This is a genomic window from Lacisediminimonas profundi, from assembly GCF_008831265.1.
Classification (GTDB): Bacteria; Pseudomonadota; Gammaproteobacteria; order Burkholderiales; family Burkholderiaceae_D; genus Lacisediminimonas; species Lacisediminimonas profundi.
Map to the genome: position 1 here is coordinate 720,745 of NZ_VTTH01000001.1, position 24,313 is coordinate 745,057.

Sequence of the window (24,313 nt, forward strand, 5' to 3'; positions counted from 1 at the left end):
TCCCACACGCATAGTCTGCACATATAGCCCAGACACATCCCTCCCATTGCCCCGCGCGTGTTCCCGCAGGGCCCCGATAGCACGTAACCGGTTCCACAATGACACTTGGCGCTGACGGCCGCATGCCGCGCTACTACGCACTGATACCCGCGGCCGGCGTTGGCAGCCGCATGCAATCTGCCACACCGAAGCAGTACCTGCCATTGCGCGGCAAGCCCATGCTCGCGCATGCCGTGGCGGCGCTGGCCGCTGTCGATGCCATCGAACATGTGTTCGTCGTGGTCAGTGCGGAGGATGGCTATGTGGATGGGCTGGCATTGCAGGATTCCCGCGTGAGCGTGCTGCGCGTCGGCGGCGCGACGCGGCACGAGTCGGTGCAGAATGGTTTACGGGCGATACGCGGGCAATGCGCGGACGCCGACTGGATACTGGTGCATGATGCCGCACGGCCTGGCCTGACGCCGGCCCTGGTAGCCAGTCTGATGGAAGCAGTTGGCGACGACGAGGTGGGCGGACTGCTGGCGCTGCCGGTAGCGGATACCATGAAGCAATCCGATGCCTCGCACCGGGTGTGCGCGACAATCCCGCGGGCCGGACTGTGGGCGGCGCAGACGCCGCAAATGTTTCGCTGCGGGATGCTGGCAGACGCGCTGCGCAGCGCGCAAGAATCTGCAACGGTAGTGACGGACGAAGCGAGTGCGGTCGAGGCGCTCGGCCTGCAGCCGCTGCTGGTGGAAGGCAGCCTGCGCAACATGAAGGTCACGTTGCCGGAAGATGCGGCGCTGGTCGAACTATTCCTGGGAATGCAGCAATGAACAATCAACCCTCATTTCAACCCCCGTACCGCATTGGCCAGGGCTACGACTGCCACGCGTTGGTGCCGGATCGCAGGCTGGTCATCGGCGGCGTGCATATTGCGCACGACCGCGGCCTGCTCGGACATTCCGACGCGGACGTGCTGCTGCACGCAATCACCGATGCACTGCTGGGTGCGGCCGGACTGGGCGACATAGGCCGCCATTTCCCGGACACCGACCCGAAGTTTTCCGGCGCCGACTCGCGCGTGCTGCTGCGTGAAACGGCGCAGCGTGTGACGCAGGCCGGCTATGCAGTTGGCAATGTCGACGCAACCATCATCGCCCAGGCGCCCAAAATGGCGCCCCACATACCGGCCATGGTCGAGCATATCGCTGCCGACCTTGGCATCCTCCCGGCGCAGGTCAACATCAAGGCCAAGACCAACGAACGGCTTGGCTTCCTTGGCCGGGAAGAGGGCATCGCCGCGGAAGCGGTGGCGTTGCTGTTCCGGCAGGGCAGCTGATCCTGCAGCGATGCGCCGCCACGGCGCGCGCTAGTGCAGTGCGCTTTTTACATAATTTTCAATCTCCGGCTCGCTGAGCCCCGAGATGTCTTTTATGATTTCCTTGTCGACGGATGCCTGGGTCCGCTTGTCCATGCTCTTTCTTATCGCGCCGATGAATTTCGACGGTGCGACGACGTAGAGTTTTTCATAGCGGTGCTCGGCGCAGGCGCGGTCGAGGAAGGCGCCGACATCGTGCGTGAATACCCGGGCCGCGTGCTCGAACGGATCTTCCCGCGCCTCTGCGGAATGCCCCGGGCCGGCCTGGCCCTTGCCGCCATAGAAGCGATCGAGTTTGTCTGTTTCCAGGTCGCTGGCGTGGCTCTTCGCGGCCGGATTTGAAAAATCCCGGATCTCGGTAAAGTGTTCGGTGTCCTGCGGATTGGTTTCGAATATGCGCGCCCGCGCGCCGTCTGCGACCAGTATCCAGGTGTGTGCTTGCATGCTTCCTCCTCGTTAATCAAGTCGGTTCGACAACGTGCATTCGCGTTCGTTCGTGACTTGCGTTCGTTCGTGACTTGCGCCGGGGCATCGAACATGTGGATATGCGCACAGCGCAAATCAGGAGATGGCGGGACGTGTAGGATAGGAAATCCATATTCCCGACGGGATGCGGAACAGGATTCTTGACGAGACGAAAGGAAATGTCACCATGGCAAGCGAGGGCTACCACGAACCGCTGGACAAGTTGTCCGGGAAGACCAGGGACATGCATCGGGCGATCGTTTCCCTGATGGAGGAACTGGAGGCAGTCGACTGGTATAACCAGCGCGTCGATGCCTGCAGCGACCCTGAGCTCAAGGCAATACTGGCGCATAACCGCGATGAGGAAAAGGAACACGCGGCGATGGTTCTGGAGTGGATACGCAGGCAGGATCCGCGCATGGATCATGAGCTGCGTCAGACGCTTTTCAAGGCAGGACCGATCACCGGAGAGCACGGGGGCGAGGGCCATTGAGCCAGCATGCCGGCTAGGCCATCGGCATCCTGAATCGGACCATCAGTCCGCCGCCCTTGCGATTCACCAGCTGCAGCTTCGCCCCATGGTTCTGGAGCACACGGTCGACGATTGCCAGGCCCAGTCCTGCGCCATCGGCCTGGCTGCGCGCGGAGTCCCGGCGCGTGAAGGGGCGCAGCAGTTGTTCAAGGTCGCCCCCCGGTATTCCCGGGCCCTGGTCGCTGATCTCGACCAGCGCCTCGTTTCCTTCGGCGCGGCAGAGCATCTCGACCTTGCTCTGCTTTTCTCCCGGCTTGCGCCCGTAGCGGCGCGCATTTTCCACCAGGTTGTTGATCACCCGCCGCAGGTCGGTCGGGTTGCCACGCACCAGCACTCGCGGCTTGATTCGGGTCGTCACATTCAAGTCGGGTGAACGCTGCACCGCGTGCGCCGTCTCTTCCATCAGCGCGCTCAGGTCGACCACGACAAATTTCGTGCTGTCGCTCGGACGCGCATAGTCGAGGAACTGGGCGATGATGGCATCCATCTGGGCCAGGTCCGACTGCATCCCGCGGCGAGCGTCTTCCGGCAGCCTGGCCATTTCTACCTCGAGCACCATCCGCGAGATCGGCGTGCGCAGATCGTGAGAAATGCCCGCCAATATCAAGGTGCGGTCGGACTCGACCCGCTGCAGGTCATCGACCATCTGGTTGAAGCTGCGGTTTGCCTGGCGGATTTCAGTCGGCCCGGCTTCCGGCAATGGTTCCGGCGCCTGGCCTTTCGCCATTGACCTGGTGGCGGCAGTCAGCCTTGCCAGCGGCTGGTTGATCAGGCGCGAGATGAACACGGCGCCGAGCAGGGACAAGATCAGCGTCGTTGCCCCCCAGCCCAGCCACTGCACGCCCGACGAACGTTCGACACGCTCCCTTTCCAGGGCCAGCCAGTACTCGTCATCTTCGATCTTGAAGCTGACCCAGAAACCCGGTATGTCATTGACCGAGCTGGCGAATGCCGTGTCTGCGCCCAGCCTGGCGCGGACATCCGACTGGATCACCGGCATCAGCGCATTGTCGGTCGGCGGCTTGAGTACATCGGTTTCTTCCCGCGCATAAATCCGCACCCCTTCGTTGCTGGCCAGGTCGAACAGCAGTTCACGCCGCGAGTCAGGAGCGGAGTGGGTCAGGGCGGCACGAGTGATGGTGACGATGGATACCACCTGCGCCGCAATCTGGCTGGCGCGCGGCGTGCGCTCGACCATGCGGAAGCTGGCGACCCAGGCCGCCATGCTGGCTGCGATCAGGAAGGCGAGCAGGAAAAATGTGCGCCATAGCAGCCCGCTGCGCAGCCACGCGAAGCGGCCTGTGCGACGTGTGATCGGGATAGTCAATGGTCAGCGCGGCTGGCCGTCTGGAATGAACACATAGCCGAGTCCCCACACCGTCTGTATATAGAGAGGGCTGGACGGATCCGGCTCGATCAGCTTGCGCAGGCGGGAGATCTGCACGTCCAGGCTGCGGTCGAATACCTCGTATTCGCGCCCGCGCGCCAACTCCATCAGCTTTTCGCGCGACAAGGGTTGCCGCGCATGGCGGGCAAACACCTTCAGCACCGAAAATTCGCCGGTGGTCAGGGGCACGCTCTGGCCATTCTTCTTCAGGGTGCGCGTGCCGAGGTCGAGCACGAATTCGCCGAAACTGAATGACTGCGGCGTTTCCGAAGGAGCGCCCGGGGCTTCGTCCGGGCCCTTGCGACGAAGCACGGCATTGATGCGCGCCACCAGCTCGCGCGGATTGAAGGGTTTGGGAAGATAGTCGTCCGCGCCCATCTCGAGGCCGATGATGCGATCGACATCCTCGGCCTTGGCAGTCAGCATGATGATCGGCGTTTCATCGCCGGCTCCGCGCAGCCGCCTGCAGATCGACAGGCCGTCTTCGCCAGGAAGCATGAGGTCGAGGACCAGCAGGTCGTAGCGCTCGCGCAGCCACAGCTTGTTCATCGCCTGCGCATTCTCGGCAGTGACTACATTGAAGCCCTGTTCGCCAAGATAGCGCCGCAGCAGGTCGCGCAGGCGGATGTCGTCATCGACCACGAGAATGCGCGCCTTGCTGGCCGGGTTGCTTTGATTGGATCCGTTTGTCGTATTCATTCGCTTATGTTATCTAACCAGAAACTGCGATGTACAATTCGAAGCGCATGAATAACAAAGTGTTACACACTTTACGCCGATTCCGTTCTGGTGCAGGTCGTCTGCACATACACTGGTTTTCATTGAAAGCGGGTTCACCTACGGTACTTGAAAGCACCTGATGGCAAAGCAGTTGTTCCAGATTATTATTTTACTTGCTGTGTTCGGATCGCTACTCGGCGCCGGCCTGGTTGCTGCCGCGCCGGCGAACTGGGACCGGTATGCACAGCGCGGCGGTGAGCGTTTGGTACCGGGCGCGTCGCCGGATAACCGTGGCGGAGCCGGTGGTGGTTCCCGCAATCCAGCCGCGCAGTATAGCGAACCCCAGGACAATGCGCGTCGCCAGGCCGGTCGCCTGTCACCCGAGGAGCGGCGCAACTTGCGCCGCCAGATCAACGAGGCCGGGCAGGATATCTACATTCCGCGCCGGTAGGGCGCGGTTTTCCGGACGCGTGTCCGGTCATTTCCAGGGCCGGGTCCGGTCCCATTCTTCCCAGGCGGCCTGCGCCGCCTTGCATTCCGGCAGGTCATAAAACAATCCCGGCACGACATTGCCTCGACCGCCCGTTCGGCTGTTGCCGTAGGTGCTGAGTTCCGTCTCGCATTCTTGCAGCGGGCGCGACTGCGCGCATTCGCGCGCCATTTTTTCCCTGATCGGGGTCAGTGCGGCTATGCGGGCTTGCTCGCATTTCTGGTCCAGCGCGCGAAGATCTTCTTCTGTCAGGGCGAATGCAGGCGATGCCAGCAGTGCCGGTAGCACCGAGGCGGCAAGGAAAGACAGGCACATCCTGTAAGGTTTCATGTCGGGGCAGGGCCGCAGGCAACATGATCAGTCTACCGCAGCCAGCGCAACGGCACGGACACATATGCGGTTCAGGCGCGTTGGCGCAATCCTGAATCGGGCCGCCATTGATCCCGCGCGGGTGCTCGCCGCCATCAACCGGCAGGGGGATTAACCTTCCCTGGCAAAGGCGAAATATTGTTTCGCCAAGGGGCTTCCCATGCGAATTAATCTGGTGCTATAATTTCGTTCTCAGCGCGGCTGTAGCTCAGCTGGATAGAGTACTTGGCTACGAACCAAGGGGTCGTGGGTTCGATTCCTGCCAGCCGCACCAGCATCACCGAAGGGCCTGTCGAAAGACAGGCCCTTCGTCTTTGTGCGTCCGGCATCGGAAGATGCTCTGGATCAGACTCGACATCTCCCGACCTCGAATCAACATCGAACCGGGGCACCCATCACAATCCAAGTTCCTCGTCCGTCGCGCTGTGCTGGTACTTGTTCCGGGGCGGCCACGGACGCTCGCGCCAGTCGCTGTCGAATGTGAAGGATGATCGCGTGCGGCCCGGCAACAAAGCGCCGTTGCCGGCTCCCTTTGCGTAGTCGTAGTAGAGCTTCACGATCTCCTCCCGTGTGACCTGCTGGGCCGCCGGGTGGGCAAGGCAGGCGTCGCGCCATGCTCGTACCCGCGCATAGCGATCTTCGTCGGGCAATTCAAAATCCTCGTAGTAGTCGAGGAACCAGAAACGCATGAAGAGCGGCGTGTACACGGCCTCGGCCCAGCCGAACTGCTCGAAAAGATAGGGCCCGGCGGGTGAGTGCTCCATCAGGAAGTCGTTCAACCGTGCATATTGTTTCAGCATGCCGTCCCTGAGTGCATCGCGCCGCTCCGGGTCCTGATTCATGACGAACCTGTAACCATGGTTTCCGAATTCGCCTTCCAGTCGCGTCAGCATGTTCTCGACGGCGCGCCGGTACGGGTCGCGCTGGGCGACGGCTGGCTCCGGATAGATGTCTTCCAGGTACTGCAGGATGACCAGGCTTTCCTTCAGGATGCGCCCATCGGCGGTCTCCAGGACCGGCAAGGCGGTGGTGCCGCGAGTCTTTTGCAGCAGCCAGTCGGCTCGCGGCCGGGTGATGTCAACCACTTGAAAATCAAGCTCGCTGCGACGCCCTTTGAGCGACAAGAGGATTTCCAGTCGCTGGGAGAAGGGGCAGACGGGGATGTGATAGACGGTGAGCTGGGTCATGGATAGGGCCGGGTATATGGGGTAGAAGGCAAAGAGTACCCTCATATTTCCGTCAATACTTTTCCTGATCCCATATCGGTCCTGCTCCCGGCATCCGAACCGTGGCGGAGGTGCATTTTCCTCGCTGGTGCAGCGCTTATCTGCGCAGGCCGTCCCGAATCTCCCGCAAGAGCACCACTTCCTCGCGCGGCGCTGCCGGGGCGACAGGGGTGTCTTTTTTCAGCCTGTTCACCTGCCTGATCATGATGAAAATGATGAAGGCAAGAATGACGAAGTTGATGGCGATGGTGATGAAATTCCCGTAGGCCAGGACCGCTCCCGCCTTTTTGGCTTCGATCAGCGTGGTGGCGGTCTGTCCCGCCAAGGGTATGAAGTAGTTGCTGAAGTCCAGGCCACCGAAAACGCGGCTGACCAGCGGCATGATGATGTCGCCAACCAGGGAGTCGACGATCTTGGCAAACGCCGCGCCGATGATCACGCCCACCGCCAGGTCCATTACGCTGCCCTTGAGGGCAAATTCCTTGAACTCGCTAGCCATGCCCATGCGATGTCTCCTTCGTGGGTTTTTAACTGCGTAAGTCCGGACCGCGACGCGGAATCCAAGTTTGAATGTTGCGCGACCGGAATTTGATGACATTGACAATGGTCAACGATTCTCCTGATCCACCTGGAGCGCCTGCAGCACACGCTGACCTGGCAGCAAGTCCGATCGCTCTCTTCTTGCGTCGAGCAGATCGGTAGCGACCCCGACAAAAGATAATTCCCGGACACCCGGAAATTGTTGCCCGTCAATTCTTCCGGCCTTGCCCGGAGTAACTTCCAGATCTGGTAGTTAATTTGACAACTCGAAACGAAATGAGGCAAACGTGCAAAGCTTCCTCGTGGTCGGAAAAAGCAAATACGTTGTCGTCGCCGTGCTGCAGGCGATCCGGAGTTTCACCGATGCGACCACGGTCGTGATCGGCGATGACGAGACGTATTCGTTGCGATGGTCGAACCTGTGCACGGCAAGGCTGGCGATTCGTTTTGATGGAAGCAGCGACGAGGCTTTTGTCGGCATGGTCAACCGTTTTGCAAAGGACTTTCCGGGGGCGAAGCTGTTGGCGGTCGACTGCGATGGCGTGCGCCTGACCAACCGCGTGCTGAGCCGGCTGCAGATCGACATTGCGCCGATCCCGGAGCCGCAAACGCTGGAGACATTCGACGACAAATGGCTGTTTCACCAGTTCTGTAGCGAGCACGGATTCCGGGTGCCGGACACGCGGTATTTCGGCAGCAAGGACAAGCTGGATTACGATGCGCTCGCTGCCGAATTTTCGGTTCCTTTCGTGGTCAAGCCCACCAACATGGCCGGTTCCATGGGCGTAAAGATCATCACCAGCCGCCACGACTTCGAAACTGGCATCCTGTCCAACAGCGGCTACGATTACGACTCGCTGATCGTTCAGCGTTACATTGACGGCACCGACATTGACCTGAGCCTGCTGTCGGTTCAAGGCGTGCTGTCGGCGTTTGCCGTTCAACAGGTGGTCGGGTCCAGAATCGAATTCGTGCCGAATCCATATCTCGAAACGATCGCGCTCGAGATCCCCGGCCGCAGTGCATACAACGGCGTCATGCACATCGACGCGCGGATCGACAGGAATACCGGACTGGTCTATTTGATCGAAGCCAATCCGCGCTTCTGGGCATCGCTGACAGCGTCGGTAATGTGCGGTCTGAATTTCGTGGAGGAGAGCGTCGCAGCCACGTCTGCTCCGGGCGGCGCCCTGCAACTGACAACGGGTGGCGCTTCGTCCCGGCATCCGGCCTTGCAGCCGTCATCATGGAGGAGCCTGGCAGGGGACGCCGGCTATCGCGGGCGCCTGTTGCGCGCGAAGACATTCGATCCCTATTCCCTGGGCCAGTTCGCGATGGCCTTGTCGGCCAGCGGCGTGCGCCATCTGCGCAAGAGAACGACTCTGCGCCGCAGTTCGCCTTCCTATCAAACGGCTTGATTGCGGGATCGGATATCAGAGAGCGGCAACGGCCGATCGACTTTGTAGCTCCCTCCCCTTGAAAGGGAGGGAGCATTCATGGCGTGCGCCGGTCTGCGCTGTTAATCAGGATGTGGGTAATGCTCAGCCCTTGAAAGGGTGGGAGCGTTCGTGGCGTGCGTCGGACTACGCCATGGATCAGGATGTGGGGACGGATCAGACCTTGAGCGGGAGGAGGCGTTCGAAACATTCGCAGGTCCACGCAGCTGGCTGCCAGTCGAGCGACGCCTACGCAAGATTGGTCGGCTCCCGGTTGGCGCTTGCATCGGATTTCGATGCGGAGTCTGGGCGCCTGATGGCTTCGGTACAGATTCTCCTCAGTTTCTTATAGCCCGCAATTGGTCTTGCCAGCAGCCATGAGCCGCCAGCCTGTGTGTTGGCCGCATCGATCAGCCACGTTTTCAGCTTGCGCGAATAGCCGACCAAGGCTGCCTTCAGTGCGGTATCGCCATTTAGCAGCAGGCGACCCCATGACCGATACACCGTCAGATCGTCGAGATCCCGCCTTTCGCCCAGCAACCGGTATTTGTATTCGTCGCGCCCGGACTGGAAGTGGTATTCGGTGCATCCGAGGGCGATGCCTTTGACGATCGTTGAATAGCAGCACAGCATGCCGATCCAGTACTGGTCGTATCGCGCATCGTGCGCGACGATGCTGCCGAAAATCCCGCTGCCTGTCCGATATCCGATGGAGCCGGCGCACACCTTGCCATCTATCGTGGCGACGCCGACGAAGCCGCATTCGCGGACCAGCGCGATGATCAGCTGGACGTCAGCTTCGGTGATGGGGGACACCGCGTCCTTGCGCGCCAGGCTGGCGCGCTTGAGTTGCACGATATCGCGGATATGCTGCTCGCTGACCTGTCCCTTCTCGACCAACTGGTATTGCCAGGAGGGGAAGTCGCGCTTTACCTTGTTCGTATAGTAGCGGACGTTCTTGCGCGTGCTTTTGCCGAGCCTGTCCAGGTATTCCTGCTCGCTGGCCGGCAACGTGGCGACGATGTCTTCCGAATGATTGAAGCGCTGGGTTGGAAATCCCAGCCGGCGGACATCGGCCACAACAGTTTGTACCGCATGGAACGAGATAACGTCGACAACAGGGAATTTCGCAAAGACAGCGTCAGCGAAGCGGCGAACTTCCTTCTGACCGACCAGGATCCCGTTGTTGAGAACGCTGGCTTTGTGCTTGTCGATCCGGAACAGGAAAATCGAGGTCGGCTCCTTGCCTTGACTGGCGATGAAGGTGAATGCGCCTTCAAGGCATCCGTGCACCCTGAACTGCGCAATGGAGGAATAGAGGTTGTTGTAGAGACGGATCAGTTCCGCTTCGGCAAATGCTGGAACAGGGCTTTGGAGGACCGTAACTATCGTCTCGCTTTCCGAATGGAAGCGCGCGGCCCTGGGCTTCATCGTCAACACGTTGGTCGCATCGGGTGCATTCGGTGCGTCCGCAAACAGGTAATCTGATTCCATGCTTTTCCTTGACGCCCAGAATCAGTCGCCGTCGCCTTGGGGCCATGGCGCCTCATCGGGCAGGCGGTTGGAGTGACTTCCTCTTTCGGCTTCCCCCGCCCACTGGACTTGGCGGAGTGAAACATCTCTTGTCAGAATGTTATTTCGATGCATGGATGCTGGTCGTGACTACCGTCAATGATTCGCCATGGCATTTGAATTTACGTGTTGCACCAGGCTTTTCCTGGTGCAAGTAAAATCCTTCATCAGACAAAAAAATGGAGACGAGCATGCCTGCATTCCCGCGCCTGTTGGCGCCCCTCGATCTTGGCTTCACCAGCCTGCGCAACCGGTTTGTGATGGGAGCCATGCATACCCGGCTGGAGACGCTTGACCGTCCGAACGAGCGACTGGCTGCGTTTTACGGGCGGCGCGCACAGGGCGAAGCGGGCCTGATCCTGACTGGTGGCTATGCGCCCAACCCGGATGGAATCTTCGAGCCCGGCGGACCGCTGCTGTGCGATGCCGGGCAACTGGCCGAGCATCGCGCGATCACGGCCGCAGTTCACCAGGCCGGCAGCAAGATCGCCATGCAGATCGTGCACACCGGGCGCTACGCCAAGATTGAAGGCTGCGTGGCGCCGTCGGGCAAGCGGGCCAGGATCAATCCGGTTACGCCGCGCGTGCTGGGCACCGACGAAGTGTGGACGACCATCAGGGACTTTGCGCACACCGCCATGCTGGCCAGGGAAGGCGGCTATGACGGCGTCGAGATCATGGGGTCCGAGGGCTATCTGATCAATCAGTTCACGGCGCCTTTCACGAATCAGCGGACCGATGAATTCGGTGGCAGTTTCGAGAACCGGATCCGCTTTGCGCTGGAAGTGATCAAGGCAGTGCGCCAAGCCGTTGGCGCGGACTTCATCATCATTTACCGGATATCGGCGGTCGACCTGGTCGACGGCGGCATGAATGGCGAGGAGGTCGCCGCGCTGGCGCGCCGGGTCGAGCAAGCCGGCGCCAACATCATCAATACCGGTATCGGCTGGCATGAATCGGTGGTGCCGACCATGGCAGCGCCGGTGCCGCGGGCGGCATGGGCTTTCGCGATCCGTAACGTCAAGAATGCAGTAGGTATACCTGTGATCGCGTCGAACCGGATCAATACCCCGGAGGGCGCGGAAGCACTGCTCGAATCCGGGGTGGCGGACATGGTATCGATGGCGCGCCCCATGCTTGCCGATCCCGACTTCGCCCGCAAGACCAGGTTGGGCCGGCCGCAGGATATCAATACCTGCATCGCCTGCAACCAGGCTTGCCTGGACCGGATTTTCACCGAGCGCACAGCGACCTGCCTGGTCAATCCGCGCGCGGGCCGCGAGATCGAGTTTTCCGACCAGCCGGCCAGCCAGCCAAAGCGCATCGCGGTCGTGGGCGGTGGTCCTGCCGGGATGGCCTTCGCCATCAATGCCAGCGAGCGGGGACACAAGGTGACGCTGTTCGAAGCTGCCGCTGCCTTGGGTGGCCAGCTCAACCTGGCGAAGCTCGTGCCCGGAAAGAACGAGTTCAACGAAATGCTGCGCTATTTCAAGACACGCCTGGCGGCCTTGCAGGTCGATCAGCGGCTCGGCCATGCGCCAACGGCGGCGCAGCTTGTCGATGGCGGCTATGACGAGATCATCGTTGCCACCGGGGTCAGGCCCCGGATCCCAGGATTTCCGGGCGTGGACCATCCGAAAGTGATGTCCTACATCGACGTTCTATCCGGCCGGAAGAGGCCCGGGCCGCGCGTGGCAATCATCGGCGCGGGCGGTATTGGTTTCGACGTGGCCGAATTCCTGGTGGGCGAGCGCAAGGAGTCAGAATCGCCCGAACGCTTCATGCAGGTGTGGGCGGTGGACACGTCTCTTGCAACGCCTGGCGGCCTGCTGGCGCATGGCGGTCAGGGCGAGCCGCCGGCGCGTGAAGTGACCATGCTGCAACGCAAGGATGAGTCGCTCGGCAAGCGGCTTGGCAAGTCAACCGGATGGATACTGAAGGCCAAGTTGAAGCGGGCCGGGGTGCGCATGGTGCAGGGTGCGACTTACGACGCGGTGGACGAGCAGGGGCTGCATTTCACCGAGGGTGGCCAGCGCAAGTTGCTGGCGGTGGACAGCGTGATCCTGTGCGCAGGCCAGGAATCGGAGCGGAGCCTGTACGACGAACTGATGGCGCGCGGGGCGAAGGTGCGGCTTGTCGGCGGTGCAGACGTCGCCGCCGAACTGGATGCGTTGCGGGCAATTGACCAGGCGACGCGGCTCGCGGTTGCGTTGTAGGCAGCGCAGGCGGCGTAACGATTATTTCGAGGTCGGGGTTGTCGCCGCGACGGCCGCAGTCGACGTGGTGTCGCTGGACGCCGCCGTCTGGCCGCAGGTGGTAGCCGGATCCAGCCCGGTCCGGTTGAACGAGGTGTCGGAGCAAATGAAGGCGACCGAACTGGCGTCGTTGCCGCCACATCCGGCAAGGATCAGTGACAGGACAAATGCCGATATTGCTTTCATGACGACACTCCGGGAAGCGAACCTGTGATGCGGCGGCAGCCCGCGGACGGTACTTGCCGTCGTGGCTGGCCGCGATCCTTGTCGATGCGTGTCCATGGTACGCAGCGCACGCTCGTAGCGCGTGATCCAGGTCAAGGCATGCCACTGGGGCCGAATGGATTCGCCGCATTCGATGCGTTCGACCTTGGTGCCCAAGCCCCTGTGCCGGAGCGTTTCCATGGCGTGCTGGAGTGGCCATGCAGCTGCAAGGTCGGGAACTGCTTGCGGTATTGAATGCTGCCGGCCGGCAGCAGGTGGCAAAGCTTAGCCGTGGCTTTCCCGGCTGTCGGTCGGGGCTTGCTGCCTGTCGTCCATGCCGTAGTCGCGCAGGACGGCCGCAACCCGCAGCCGGTAGCCAGTGAAAATGCCGTTGCGGCCCATCGCCTGTGCCTCGCGATGTGCCTGCAGCTTGCGCCAGCCGGCAACTGCTTCCTCGTCGCGCCAGAATGACATCGACAGCAGCTTGTTGCTGTCCACCAGGCTCTGGAAGCGTTCAACCGAGATGAAGCCGTCCATGTGCTGCAGGTCCTCGCGCAGACTGGCTGCAATGGCGAGATAAGCATCTTTCTGTTCCGGATCCATCCAGACTTCAAACAGCACTGCGATCATGTGAATCTCCTCGGGAAGAGCCGGCCGGCCCGGCGCTGCATTTGATTGCCGTATCGGTCTGGCGTATTGGTGTGGCGTATTGGACTGGCGTATTGGTCTGAGCTTTGGTCTGGTATTGTGACGAAAATAATGAGAGGGAGACACATGCGGTCCGTATTTTTTTTTGCTGAAGCAGTAGCAGGGCCGCGACATCTTCGCCGCCCGCCACTTGTGCGCTGGGTAGCGCTGGCCATGTTTGCTGCTTGCGTGCCGCCCGCATTCGCCCACGAGCGCCAGCTGGAAGAAGTCGTGATCAGCGCCAGCCGCAGCGAGCAAACCAGCTTCGACGCTCCCGCTGCCATCAGTTCCGTGAGCGTCGATCCAGGCAATCAGGCGCGGCCGCTGGTCAACCTCTCGGAGTTGCTGTCCACCGTGCCCGGCCTGCAGGCGCGCGACCGCCAGAATTATGCCCAGGACCTGCAATTGTCGGTGCGCGGCTTCGGCACTCGCTCCACCTTCGGCGTGCGCGGCGTGCGGATACTGGTCGATGGCATACCGGCCACCATGCCGGACGGGCAGGGACAAGCCGCCACTGCCAGCCTGAATTCGGCCAGTCGCATTGAGGTGCTGCGCGGTCCGCTGGCGCAGTTGTACGGCAATGCCGCCGGCGGCGTGGTGCAGATTTTCACGCGCGACCCGGCGGCGCCGCCATCCTTCACCGCCAACGCTGGCGCCGGCAGTCATGGCCAGCGCCAGGTCGGCGCTTCGCTGTCCGGGGGCAGCAAGGAACTGGCCGGGCTGATCGACGTCACCCATTTTTCGACCGACGGCTATCGCGACCACAGCGCCGCGCAGCGCACGCAGGCCAATGTGAAAGTGGTGGCCCGCCCGACCGAGGCGACATCGATTACCGGCATCTACAACTGGTTCCACCAGCCGATGACACAAGATCCGCTCGGGCTGACGCGCGCCCAGTACCTCGCCAATCCGCGCCAGGTATTCGCCGGCGCCAACACCTTCGATACCCGCAAGAGCATCGAACAGCAGCAAGGCGGCGTGGTGCTGGAGCATCGCTTGACGGCGATCGATACGCTGCATGCGCGTGCGTACGCCGGCACCCGCCAGATCTTCCAGACGCTGGCATTCCAGAATAACGGGGTTGTCGATCTCGATCGCGGCTATGGCGGCATCGGCCTGGCGTGGAGCCGCAAGACCCGGGTCAACGGTTTGCCGCTGAACTGGACGGCCGGCATCGATGCCGACCGCCAGCGTGAGCGCCGCAAGGGCTTCGATAACAACAGCGGCACGCCCGGCACCTTGCGGCGCGACGAGAACGGCGAAGCCAGCAATCTTGATGCCTATGGCCAGATGGATTGGGCCGTGCATCCGCAATGGCGATTGATCGCCGGCGTGCGCGCCAGCCGGGTACGGCTGGCGGTGGACGATTACTTCATCGTCGGCGGCAATCCGAATGACAGCGGCAGCGTGCAGTACCGGCAAACCAGCCCGGTGCTGGGAACAGTCTGGCATGCCAGCCACGATCTGAACGTCTATGCCAACCTGGGCCAGGGGTTTGAAACGCCTACGTTGGCCGAAGCGGCTTACCGCGCGGTCGGAAGCGGGCCGAACTTTTCCCTGCGATCGTCGACCAGCAAGCAGGGCGAGATCGGCCTCAAGCTCAAGCGCGGCCGGCATGCATTCGAAGCCGCGTTGTTCACCGCGCGCAGCGACAATGAAATCGTGCCGTCGCAAGTGGTGGCTGGCCGCACCGTGTACCAGAACGTCGACGACGTCGAGCGGCGCGGCCTGGAGGCAGCCTGGCAGGCGCAGTGGAACGGGCTGAATTCGCGCCTGGCTTACACGCTGGTCGACGCCAGCTTCCGCCGCGCCTACACCAATGCCCAAGGAGCCACGATCGCCAGCGGCAACCGGTTGCCGGGCGTACCCTTGCACGCGCTGGCCGCCGAAGTGTCGATGCGCCATCACGGCCGCATGCAGAGCGCACTCGAGATGCGCGTCGAGAGCAAGACCTGGGTCAATGACATCAACAGCGATGCGGCGCCGGCCTTTGCCGTGTTCAACCTGCGAACCGGCATCGAGCTGCCTGCCGGCCGCGGACGTACGATGCTGTTCGCGCGCATCGATAACCTGCTCGACCGGCGTTATGCAGGATCGGTGATCGTCAATGATGGAAACGGAAGGTTCTACGAACCGGCGCCCGGGCGCAGCTTTTTTGTCGGCCTGCGCACGGCCTTGTAAACCAGGACTGGCGGCAGCAGGGCCCATCCTTTGCCGCTTTTGTTTGACCTGGCGAAGCAGACCAGTCCGGGGATCCCGACAAGATTGACGCTGAGGGATCCCTTCAGTACCATCGACCGATTCGTTGCACCTAGGCAACGAATTTCTAACAATAACGTCAGGAGACGAAATGCGCCCAGTCGCTTCATCCTTCGCAAGGGGGTCGTCCGCCCTTGCATTCGCCGCCCTTGCTGTCGCGCTTGCCGGCTGCGCACAGAAAGGCACTGTCACTACACCTGCTGCGGCACCTGTTGCACCGGCAGCACCTGTGGCTGCCGCCCCGGCTGCGGCGCCAGCGCGCGCCGCTGCCGCACCCGCAGCCCCAGCGCCTGCGGCACCTGCGCCGATCTGGGCCCAGGGCCGCACCGGCGCATCGCCGCTGGCGCCGCATGCCGGCAAGCTGACCGTCACGCCGGCCTCCGACATACCGATCGACAAGCTCAAGCTGCCGCCGGGATTCAAGGCTGAAGTCTGGGCTACCGGTGTTCCGGGCGCGCGGGCCATGGCCCTCGCCGACAACGGCAAGATGTACGTCGGCACGCGCGGGATTGGGCGCGTCTACGAGATTACCGACGACGGCAAGCAGCGCACCAGCCGTGTGGTGGTCGACAAGCTCAACCAGCCAGCCGGCGTGGAATACAAGGACGGTTCGTTGTACGTGATTGCGATCGACAAGGCGCTGCGCTTTGATGGCATTACAAAGAATCCGGCTGCACAGCCGGTCGACATGACCACGGCATTCAACCTGCCGAAGGAACAGCACCATAACTGGAAGTACATCAAGTTCGGTCCGGACGGCAAGTTGTACGTGCCATTCGGCGCGCCCTGCAATATTTGCGTGCCGGGATCGGAATACGCGCAGATCCGCCGCTACAACAAGGACGGCTCGGGCATGGAAGTGGTAGCGCGCGGCGTGCGCAACACCCAGGGTTTCGACTGGCATCCGGTGACGAAGCAAATGTGGTTCACCGACCATGGCCGCGACTGGATGGGCGACGACGGTCCTGAAGATGAACTGAACCGGATATCGAAGTCCGGTCTCAATTTCGGCTTCCCGTACTGCCATTCCAGTGGCATCGTCGACCGTGACGTCGGCAAGCCCGGTGCCTGCGACGGCGTGACGCTTCCCGTGACCAACATGGGACCGCATGCGGCGAACATGGGCATCCGCTTCTATACCGGCAAGATGTTCCCCGCCAAGTACAAGAATGTCGCGTTCATCGCTCGTAAAGGCTCATGGAACCGCACCCAGAAGTTCGGCTATGACGTGGTCACCGTGACCGCTACCAAGGACGGCAAGAACGCCAAGGTGACGCCTTTCATCACCGGCTTCCTTGACCCGGCAACCGACAAGTTCTGGGGCCGTCCGGCCTACCTGCAGCAGTTGCGTGATGGCTCGCTGCTGGTTTCGGATGAGCAATTGGGCGCGATCTACCGCATCTCTTATGCCAAACCGAAGAAGTAATGCAGTACGCCCGGCATGCCGGGCAGCCGGACTGAAGTCGTTCCAGGCGCTGCTGCTCACCGCAGCGCTCGGGATTGCAGTGCAAGTGCAGGCACAGCAACCGGGGCAGGGCGCCAGCGCTCTGCCCCGGTTGGCTGCCTGTGCGGCCTGCCACGGCCCATCCGGTCGTTCCGAATTGGCAAACATCCCCTCGCTGGCCGGCCAGCCGGCGGTATTCGTCGAAACCCAGCTGGTCATGATCCGCGAAGGCCTGCGCCGCGTGCCGCAGATGCAGGGCCTGCTCGATGGCGTGAAGGACAGCGAGATTACCGCGCTGGCACGCTACTACAGCGAACAGGCACCGGCGCAACCTGTGGGCGAGCGGCGCGCGGCGCAGTTCGAGCGCGGGCAGCAAGTGGCGCAACGCTTGCATTGCGGCAGTTGCCACCTGGCCACCTTCCAGGGCCGCGAACAGATGCCACGGCTGGCTGGCCAGCGCGAGGACTATCTCGGATATTCGATGAAGCAGTTTCGCGACAACCAGACCAGCGGCCGCGACACCATCATGGCTGCCACGCTGTACGGCGTCAGCGACGATGACATTGCCGCGCTTGCGCATTTCCTGGCCCAGGTCCCCACGAAATAATCCGAAACAATCCGAAATAATCCTCTCATCGATCAGAAAAACGCTGGCCCGGAATGTGCGGCCCAGCGTTTTTTTTCGCACATCTGTGCAAATTCGTTCCAACAAGCTAATATTCCATCCGACTGATTGCATCCGCCTGATTGCGCAGATTCCAGCTTTTCCGTTCAACCCTTTTAGGGAGGATAGGCATGTCCGCAGCGAAGCAGCAGTACCATGGTTTTACCTCGAAACTCCTGGCTGCTGTACTGGCCACCAGCGCATGGATGGCGGCTCCCACTGCGGGGCATGCGCAGCAATACCCCTCCGGGCGCGTTACCATCGTCGTGCCATTCGCTGCCGGTGGTGCGACCGATATCACAGCCCGGGTGCTGGCGGAGAAGCTGTCCGATTCGCTGAAGCAGGCCGTCATTGTCGAGAACAAGGCCGGCGCCAATTCGCAGATCGGGACTGGCCATGTGGTCAGCGCCAAACCGGATGGTCACACGCTGTTGCTGGGCACCAGCTCCCTGATCAACAATCCTCATTTCTACAAGACGCCGTATGACGCGTCGCGCGACCTGCGCCCGGTTGCCGGCGTGGTCGACGTGCCGGTGTTCCTGGCGGTCGGGCCAAAGTCCACTGCCCGCGATGCGCGCGAATTCATCGCGGCCGCCAAGGCTGCCAATGGTGCGATGAACTATTCCTCGGCCGGGGCCGGCAGCACATTGCACTTGGCTTCAGAATGGCTCAAGTCCAACGCCGGCTTCAATGCCAACCACATACCGCTGCGCGGCAGCGGTCCGGCAGTTGCCGCGCTGGCACAGGGCGAAGTGGATTTCAGCATGGAGAACTATGGCCCGGCGCTGCCGCACATGCAAAGCAAGCGAGTGCGCCTGCTGGCGATCGGCGGACCGGCACGTTTCCCGAACCTGCCCGACATACCGACCTTCAAGGAGGCGGGCCTGCCGGATTCCGATCTCTCCAGCTGGTTCGTGCTGATGGCGCCGGCTGCCACGCCGGACAGCGTGGTGGCAACCCTTAACGAGAAGGTCAACCAGATCCTGCAAATGCCCGATGTCCGGCAGCGCCTGCAAGGCCTTGGGCTGGCGCCGCTCGGTGGGACGGCAGAGGCAATGGCTGCGCGCATGAAGGAAGATGCGGCCAAGTGGGGCACCGTCATCCGTACAGCGAAAGTGACGGTGAATTGACGGGCCGCACGTGGCGTCGTTGATTTGAGGCGTTCGAGAGCAGCGAAAGGCCTCTGTCGTCACCCGCCGGGCCGGATTCCAGGCGCCGGCCGCCGGCCATCCTCTAGCCTCCAGTCGGTTCCCGTTCTTTTCCACAACGTTCTTCACCACAGCATTCGCGCCGCCTTTTGCAGGTTCGCGGCGTGGCATGCTGCGCTGGCAGTTCGCGCCGGCATTGACAGCATCTCAAGGCTCCGATAATCTGAACTGATCAGTATGCTGACTAAATCTGCCGGGGCGGTTAATATCAGACCGTGCCGGCCATGGACTTCCAAATTTCAATGCCTGATCCAGAATCCATTCTTATCATAGGTGCCGGCCAGGCAGGCGGCTGCGCTGCCGCAACCCTGCGCGGCGAGGGCTATGCCGGCCGCATCGTGCTGGTTGGCGCCGAGCAGCACCGGCCCTACGAGCGCCCGCCGCTGTCGAAGTCGGTGCTGTCGGACCCCGAGTCGGAGCCGGGGATCTTTCTGCACAAGCCCGAATTCCACGAGGGCCTGAAACTGGAGTACTTGCCGGGAACACGGGTTTCGGATCTCGATCCGGCGGGCAAGGTCGCCCACACCGCGGACGGCGGCCAGATTCCCTGGGACCGCTGCCTGCTCGCCACTGGCGGCCGGGTGCGTCTGCTTCCGGGCGTGCCGGAGGGAATGGCTAACGTGTACTACCTGCGCGAACTGGACGACGCCCGCCGCCTGCGCGAGCGGCTGGTGCCAGGTGCCCGCGTGGTCGTGCTGGGCGGCGGCTTCCTCGGGCTCGAATTTGCCGCGGTGGCACGTGAAAAAGGGCTGGAGGTGACGGTGGTCGAAGCTGGCAGCCAGTTGCTCGGGCGGGCGGCGCCGGCCCTGTTTGCCGATTGGCTGCGCGAACAGTTCGCGGCGTCAGGAGTGAAGGTGTTGTGCAACGCCGGCGTCAAGGGCATACAGCCGGCAGGGCAGGGCGTGGCGGTGCAGTTCGCAGACGGTGGCGAGCTGGCGGCGGACTTCGTCCTGGTCTCGATCGGGCAGGTGCCCAATGTCGAGTTGGCGCAATCGTGCGGACTGGCGATCGACAACGGCATTGCCGTCGACCCGGCCGGCCGGACGTCGGCACCGGATATTTTTGCTGCGGGCGATTGCGCTTCACAGGACAACCGCTGGTTGGGCCGCCGCGTGCGGCTGGAATCATGGCAGATGGCGCAGGAGCAGGCCACCGTGGCGGCGAGGGCCATGCTGGGCAAGCCGGCTGATTGCGACCTGATACCGTGGTTCTGGTCGGACCAGCTTGGCATGAACCTGCAGATGCTGGGGGTGCCGGAGCCGGGCTTGCAATACGAGGTGCGCGGCGCAATGGATGGCGGAAAATTTTCGATCTTCGGTTTCGACCAGGTACATCGGCTGCGTTACGTGCTGGCAGTGAACAACGGCGCCGACATGCGGCCCTTGCGCAATCTGCTGGAGGCGGGCAAGCAGGCGCCGCGGGATCAGTTGCTGGACGCCGGCAAGCCGCTGCGCGAGATCGTGAAACAGGCGCTGGCCGCCTGAGGAAACAGGAATCAGGGCGCAGGAATCAGGGCGCAGGAATCAGGGCGCAGGAATCAGGACGCAGGAATCGGGGCAAACAGGAGCAGACCATGTACGAATCCCAGAAAATACTCGGCCGCACGGCGGCAGAAAAGAACCGTGGCGAGGCCGACGAGCTGGTGTGGCCGAAGGAAGGGCTGGATTTCATTCCGGACTGGGTCTATACCAGCGACGCGATCTATGCCCGCGAGGTGGAGCGCATCTTCCACGGCCGCACCTGGAATTTCGTCGCGCTGGAAGCGGAGATTCCCAATTCCGGCGACTACAAGCGCTCGAATGTCGGGCCGACCCCGGTGGTGGTGTCGCGCGCCGAAGATGGATCGATCCATGTGTTCGAGAACCGCTGCGCGCACCGCGGCGCCGAGTTCTGCCGTCACAGCCACGGCAACAACAAGGAATTCGTCTGCCCTTACCACCAGTGGTCGTACGACCTGAAAGGCGATCTGCAGGGCATACCGTTCAAGCGCGGGGTCAACCGCGTCGGTGGCATGCCGCGCGATTTCAAAAATGCAGATCATGGCCTGAAGCAGTTGAACGTGACCACACGAAATGGCGTGGTGTTCGCTTCGTACTGCGCAGACATGGAGCCGCTGGAAGACTACCTGACGCCGGAAATCCTGACGGATTTCGACACGGTTTTCAACGGCAAGAAGCTGCAGATCCATGGCTACTACCGCAACGAGGTGCCGGCCAACTGGAAGATGTATCACGAGAACCTGAAGGATCCGTATCACGCCACCTTGCTGCATTCCTTCCTGGTGGTGTTTGGCCTGGTCCTGGCAGGCAACAAGTCGGCCATGATCGCAGACAGCAAGTACGGCATTCACGGCACCATGGCGTCGGCCAAGAAAGATGACATCTACGCTCAGGTCAGCGAAGACACCAAGAAGGAAATGCGCTCGTTCCACGAGGGCATGAAACTGCAGGACGAGCGGCTGGTGCAATACATCAAGGAAACCGATTCGCCGTGGTCGGTGACCATGCAGACCATCTGGCCCAACCTGATCGTGCAGCGCGAGATGAACACGCTGGGCGTGCGCCACATCGTGCCGAACGGCCCCAACAGCTTCGTGATGAACTGGACCATGTTCGGTTACGAAGACGACACCGAGGAAATGAAGCGGCACCGCCTGCGCCAGGGCAACCTGATGGGGCCATCCGGCTTCCTTGGCCTGGAAGACAACGAGGCGCTCAAGTTCGCGCAGGAGGGCATCACCCGCTCGCGCACCGACCGCAGCGTGGTCAAGCTCGATCCGGGCAATATCGGCAGCGCCGATTCGCTGATTTCGGAAGCGGCAATCCGCGCCATGTACCGTCACTACCGCGAAGTCATGGGCTTGTAGAAAAGAACCAACGAGGAAAATATGCCGATGAAGATCACAGGATACGAAGCGGTGGAAATCGACCGTGCAAGCAGCCGCGAACTGCGCGCCGCGGTGGAAGATTTCAATACCGAATATTGCGCCGTGCTGGACAGCGGCGATATCGAGAAGTGGCCGGATTTTTTCACGGAAGATGCGATCTATCGCGTCACCGCCCGCGAAAACGCGGACGCCAACCTGCCGGTCGGTCTGGTCTATGCCGAGGGCCGTGCCATGTTGCACGATCGCGCGGTGGCGATTTCACGGACCCAGATGTTCGCGCCGCGCACCACGCTGCACCTGTGCGGCAATGTGCGGGTAATGCGTCAGGAGCCGGACGGCAGCTTCATTGCGCAGAGCAATTTCATCCTGCTGCAGACCCTGGTCGAAGGTCCGACCACGATCCATCTGGCCGGACGCTACTACGACCGCTTCGTGCGCGAGGGTGGGGAGCTGAAGCTGAAGGAACGGCAGGCGGTGTACGACACCACGATGATTGCGACGGATGTGGTTTATCCGGTTTGATGACGAGCGGCTGCAGTTGGCCGCTAGAACGCCCTCATTGACGCCCGTCCCACTTCATTGTTCGACTCCACCAGCACCAGCAACAATTCCATGAATTTCTTGCGGTCGGCCGCCGACAAGGGCGCCAGCAGCCTCTCCTGCGCCGCAGCCATGGCGTCGAACATTTTGCGCGTGACCTTCTCGCCTTCGGGCGTGGGGAATGCATTCTTGACCCGGCCATCGACAACGCTGGGCACGCGCTTCACCAGGCCACGATCCTCCAGCCGCTTGAGCACGTCCGCCGTGTTGGTGCGGTCCAGCCCCAGTTCATGGCCGAGCGTCTTCTGGTCGATGCCGGGGGTCACCGACAGCGCGGTCAGCATGCCGTATTGGACCGGCGTGATGTTGAATTGCTTGCACTCTTCGAAAAAGATCGCGTAATGGATCTGGTTCAGGCGGCGGACCAGGTAGCCGGGACGCGCGGACAGCATCTCAAGGTCGGGGGTGTGTGCGGATTTTTTTTTCGGCATGACTGAAACGTGGCGACACGACGCGATGAAAGAACCAGCCCATTGTAATCCGAGACTTTCCGACAGCCGCCAAATTAGTTAGCATACTGAGCAATTAACCGGAATTCACCAATGCCAAGCAAACCGCAGCAACCGGGCGCCGCCAGCCAGGCTCCTGATTTCACTCCCGCAGCCAATGCTGCATTCAGGTCCGGCGCTCTTTCTGCGCGCGCGATCGTGACGGAAACGCTGGAGCGCATCGAAGCATCCCAGCCGGCGATCAACGCCTTCGCCTATGTGGCAAGGGAGCAGGCGCTGGCAAGGGCGGATGCGCTCGATACCGCCGCTGCCGCTGGCCGCATGCCGGGGCTGCTGGATGCGGTTCCGGTCTCGGTCAAGGACATCATCAATACCGCCGATATGCCGACCCAGTGGGGCTCGGCGCTGATGCAAGGGCAGACGCCACCTGCGGACGCGGTCGCCGTGCAGCGGCTGCGGGCGGCAGGTGCGGTGATCGTCGGCAAGACCACCACCTCGGAATTTGCCTACAAGCTGCTGACCGATTCGATTTCCTGCGGCGTGACACGCAATCCGTGGAACATCGATTACACGCCCGGCGGCTCCAGCGGCGGCGCCGCCGCGTCCGTGGCGGCGGGACTGACCGACTTCGCGCTGGCGACCGATGCCGGCGCTTCTACCCGGCTGCCGGCCGCATGCTGCGGCATCCTGGGACTCAAGCCTACGCTAGGCGTGATACCGCACAACCAGGTGCCGGACGGGTTCAACAACTTCGTTCATATCGGGCTGATGACGCGGCGCGCGGCAGACCTTGCGCTGTACCTCGACGTGCTGGCCGGCCCGCATCCGAGCGACCCGCATTCGCTGGGCGTCGCTCATCCGCAGGCCCGGGCCGCCGCGGCCGAGCCGCTGGCGCCGAAGAAGCTGCGCATCGGCTGGCTGGCGCTGGCGGGCAACACGGCGCTCGATCCCGAAGTCGAGCGTGCCTGCCACAGCGTGCTGGCGCGGCTGCAAGCGGACGGCGCCACGGTAGAGCACATGGACCTGAAGATCGACAATCCCGGCCTTCCCTGGCGCGTGCTGCAGCAGGCCAACTGGGCCAGCCGCTGGTTCGCGAAGCTGGACGAAATACGCGACCGCATCGAGCCGGGCTTTGCGCGCGGCATCGCCGAAGGCGGCGCTTGCACCGGGCCGCAGTTGATGGCGGCAATACAGAAGCGCACCGAAATCTTCCGCATGGTGCAGGGCTGGTTCGGCAAGTTCGACCTGATCGCCACGCCCACGATGTCGGCGCCGCCGGTGCTGGCGGCGCATGCGGTCGATGCGCCCCTCGTGATTGGCGGCCAGGCGCTGGGCGACCTGCGCGAGGAATGGATCCCGTACCTGAACCTGTTCAACCTGTCGAGCCATCCGGCGATCAGCATTCCGGCCGGCCTGTCCGAAGCCGGGCTGCCGGTGGGCATACAGTTCGCCGCGCCCTGGTATGCCGACAGCTTGCTGATCCGCCTGGCGGCATGGCTGGAAGCGAACCACCCCTGGCCGAGCGCACCCCAATCATCCTGACACTCCCACCCACTGAC

The 24,313-nt window shown here is 62.3% G+C and carries 24 protein-coding genes, 1 tRNA gene and 1 pseudogene; 15 read left to right on the top strand and 11 right to left on the bottom strand.

What is annotated here, in order from left to right:
- The first annotated feature begins 98 nt into the window (after positions 1-98).
- Together ispD and ispF are read left to right on the top strand one after the other, a co-directional pair.
- Complete coding sequence (gene ispD / locus FVE66_RS03215; protein ID WP_151445922.1) at positions 99-815, top strand: 2-C-methyl-D-erythritol 4-phosphate cytidylyltransferase; 717 nt, start codon at positions 99-101, stop codon at positions 813-815.
- Complete coding sequence (ispF, locus tag FVE66_RS03220; RefSeq protein ID WP_151445923.1) at positions 812-1,321, top strand: 2-C-methyl-D-erythritol 2,4-cyclodiphosphate synthase; 510 nt, start codon at positions 812-814, stop codon at positions 1,319-1,321. Before ispD ends, ispF begins: the two co-directional genes overlap by 4 nt.
- A 30-nt stretch (positions 1,322-1,351) precedes the next feature.
- On the opposite strand, the gene FVE66_RS03225 is transcribed toward ispF, so the two are convergent.
- A complete protein-coding gene (locus FVE66_RS03225; RefSeq protein WP_151445924.1) occupies positions 1,352-1,804 on the bottom strand; it encodes a host attachment protein in 453 nt (150 codons plus the stop codon).
- Between the two features lie 208 nt (positions 1,805-2,012).
- On the opposite strand from FVE66_RS03225, the gene FVE66_RS03230 reads away from it, so the two are divergent.
- Positions 2,013-2,318, top strand: a complete 306-nt coding sequence (locus FVE66_RS03230) for an encapsulin-associated ferritin-like protein (protein WP_151445925.1) — start codon at positions 2,013-2,015, stop codon at positions 2,316-2,318.
- A gap of 13 nt (positions 2,319-2,331) precedes the next feature.
- Here FVE66_RS03230 and FVE66_RS20655 read toward each other — a convergent pair whose 3' ends face one another.
- From FVE66_RS20655 to ompR, 3 genes and pseudogenes are all read right to left on the bottom strand, one after another.
- Entirely contained in the window at positions 2,332-3,198 is an 867-nt protein-coding gene (locus FVE66_RS20655; protein ID WP_421829131.1) for an ATP-binding protein, read from the bottom strand.
- Between the two features lie 27 nt (positions 3,199-3,225).
- Positions 3,226-3,591, bottom strand: a pseudogene (locus FVE66_RS20660) (two-component sensor histidine kinase); the annotation flags it as partial.
- Between the two features lie 96 nt (positions 3,592-3,687).
- On the bottom strand, positions 3,688-4,443 hold the full coding sequence (gene ompR, locus FVE66_RS03240; RefSeq protein ID WP_151445926.1) for an osmolarity response regulator transcription factor OmpR: 756 nt from the start codon (positions 4,441-4,443) through the stop codon (positions 3,688-3,690).
- A gap of 160 nt (positions 4,444-4,603) precedes the next feature.
- On the opposite strand from ompR, the gene FVE66_RS03245 reads away from it, so the two are divergent.
- Complete coding sequence (locus tag FVE66_RS03245) at positions 4,604-4,915, top strand: hypothetical protein (protein ID WP_241672989.1); 312 nt, start codon at positions 4,604-4,606, stop codon at positions 4,913-4,915.
- Between the two features lie 27 nt (positions 4,916-4,942).
- Here the strand turns inward: FVE66_RS03245 and FVE66_RS03250 are convergent, their stop codons facing one another.
- Positions 4,943-5,284: a hypothetical protein gene (locus tag FVE66_RS03250; RefSeq protein WP_151445927.1), complete on the bottom strand. Its 342-nt coding sequence runs from the start codon at positions 5,282-5,284 to the stop codon at positions 4,943-4,945.
- Between the two features lie 236 nt (positions 5,285-5,520).
- Here FVE66_RS03250 and FVE66_RS03255 point away from each other — a divergent pair.
- A tRNA-Arg gene (locus FVE66_RS03255) sits at positions 5,521-5,597 on the top strand.
- Between the two features lie 121 nt (positions 5,598-5,718).
- On the opposite strand, the gene FVE66_RS03260 is transcribed toward FVE66_RS03255, so the two are convergent.
- Both FVE66_RS03260 and mscL read right to left on the bottom strand, forming a co-directional pair.
- Positions 5,719-6,510 carry a glutathione S-transferase family protein gene (locus FVE66_RS03260; protein WP_151445928.1) on the bottom strand — a complete coding sequence of 264 codons (792 nt, stop codon included), beginning with the start codon at positions 6,508-6,510 and terminating at the stop codon, positions 5,719-5,721.
- Between the two features lie 136 nt (positions 6,511-6,646).
- The gene (gene mscL / locus FVE66_RS03265) at positions 6,647-7,054 is read right to left on the bottom strand and encodes a large conductance mechanosensitive channel protein MscL (RefSeq protein WP_151445929.1); all 408 of its coding nucleotides are present in this window, start codon (positions 7,052-7,054) and stop codon (positions 6,647-6,649) included.
- Positions 7,055-7,376: 322 nt separating this feature from the next.
- Between mscL and FVE66_RS03270 the strand changes: the two genes are divergently transcribed.
- Positions 7,377-8,507, top strand: coding sequence for an ATP-grasp domain-containing protein (locus tag FVE66_RS03270; RefSeq protein WP_151445930.1), 1,131 nt, complete (start codon positions 7,377-7,379; stop codon positions 8,505-8,507).
- 267 nt (positions 8,508-8,774) lie between these two features.
- Here FVE66_RS03270 and FVE66_RS03275 read toward each other — a convergent pair whose 3' ends face one another.
- A complete protein-coding gene (locus FVE66_RS03275) occupies positions 8,775-10,019 on the bottom strand; it encodes a GNAT family N-acetyltransferase (protein WP_151445931.1) in 1,245 nt (414 codons plus the stop codon).
- A gap of 269 nt (positions 10,020-10,288) precedes the next feature.
- Here FVE66_RS03275 and FVE66_RS03280 point away from each other — a divergent pair, with 269 nt between their 5' ends.
- On the top strand, positions 10,289-12,313 hold the full coding sequence (locus FVE66_RS03280; RefSeq protein WP_151445932.1) for an oxidoreductase: 2,025 nt from the start codon (positions 10,289-10,291) through the stop codon (positions 12,311-12,313).
- 21 nt (positions 12,314-12,334) lie between these two features.
- Here FVE66_RS03280 and FVE66_RS03285 read toward each other — a convergent pair whose 3' ends face one another.
- Positions 12,335-12,538 carry a hypothetical protein gene (locus tag FVE66_RS03285; RefSeq protein WP_151445933.1) on the bottom strand — a complete coding sequence of 68 codons (204 nt, stop codon included), beginning with the start codon at positions 12,536-12,538 and terminating at the stop codon, positions 12,335-12,337.
- A 303-nt stretch (positions 12,539-12,841) separates the two neighbouring features.
- A complete protein-coding gene (locus tag FVE66_RS03290; protein WP_151445934.1) occupies positions 12,842-13,186 on the bottom strand; it encodes an antibiotic biosynthesis monooxygenase family protein in 345 nt (114 codons plus the stop codon).
- Positions 13,187-13,330: 144 nt separating this feature from the next.
- On the opposite strand from FVE66_RS03290, the gene FVE66_RS03295 reads away from it, so the two are divergent.
- The 7 genes from FVE66_RS03295 (at position 13,331) to FVE66_RS03325 (ending at position 22,227) form a co-directional block, all read left to right on the top strand.
- On the top strand, positions 13,331-15,424 hold the full coding sequence (locus tag FVE66_RS03295; protein WP_241672990.1) for a TonB-dependent receptor family protein: 2,094 nt from the start codon (positions 13,331-13,333) through the stop codon (positions 15,422-15,424).
- Between the two features lie 307 nt (positions 15,425-15,731).
- Positions 15,732-16,928, top strand: a complete 1,197-nt coding sequence (locus tag FVE66_RS03300; protein WP_241672991.1) for a PQQ-dependent sugar dehydrogenase — start codon at positions 15,732-15,734, stop codon at positions 16,926-16,928.
- The gene (locus FVE66_RS03305) at positions 16,909-17,553 is read left to right on the top strand and encodes a c-type cytochrome (RefSeq protein WP_151445936.1); all 645 of its coding nucleotides are present in this window, start codon (positions 16,909-16,911) and stop codon (positions 17,551-17,553) included. Before FVE66_RS03300 ends, FVE66_RS03305 begins: the two co-directional genes overlap by 20 nt.
- Positions 17,554-17,741: 188 nt before the next feature.
- Complete coding sequence (locus FVE66_RS03310; protein ID WP_151445937.1) at positions 17,742-18,740, top strand: Bug family tripartite tricarboxylate transporter substrate binding protein; 999 nt, start codon at positions 17,742-17,744, stop codon at positions 18,738-18,740.
- Between the two features lie 320 nt (positions 18,741-19,060).
- Positions 19,061-20,302: an NAD(P)/FAD-dependent oxidoreductase gene (locus FVE66_RS03315; protein WP_161993174.1), complete on the top strand. Its 1,242-nt coding sequence runs from the start codon at positions 19,061-19,063 to the stop codon at positions 20,300-20,302.
- A gap of 89 nt (positions 20,303-20,391) precedes the next feature.
- Complete coding sequence (locus tag FVE66_RS03320; protein WP_151445939.1) at positions 20,392-21,684, top strand: aromatic ring-hydroxylating dioxygenase subunit alpha; 1,293 nt, start codon at positions 20,392-20,394, stop codon at positions 21,682-21,684.
- A 27-nt stretch (positions 21,685-21,711) separates the two neighbouring features.
- The gene (locus FVE66_RS03325) at positions 21,712-22,227 is read left to right on the top strand and encodes an aromatic-ring-hydroxylating dioxygenase subunit beta (protein ID WP_151445940.1); all 516 of its coding nucleotides are present in this window, start codon (positions 21,712-21,714) and stop codon (positions 22,225-22,227) included.
- A gap of 23 nt (positions 22,228-22,250) precedes the next feature.
- On the opposite strand, the gene FVE66_RS03330 is transcribed toward FVE66_RS03325, so the two are convergent.
- On the bottom strand, positions 22,251-22,736 hold the full coding sequence (locus tag FVE66_RS03330) for a MarR family winged helix-turn-helix transcriptional regulator (RefSeq protein ID WP_151445941.1): 486 nt from the start codon (positions 22,734-22,736) through the stop codon (positions 22,251-22,253).
- Positions 22,737-22,847: 111 nt separating this feature from the next.
- On the opposite strand from FVE66_RS03330, the gene FVE66_RS03335 reads away from it, so the two are divergent.
- On the top strand, positions 22,848-24,296 hold the full coding sequence (locus FVE66_RS03335) for an amidase (RefSeq protein WP_151445942.1): 1,449 nt from the start codon (positions 22,848-22,850) through the stop codon (positions 24,294-24,296).
- Positions 24,297-24,313: the final 17 nt, after the last annotated feature.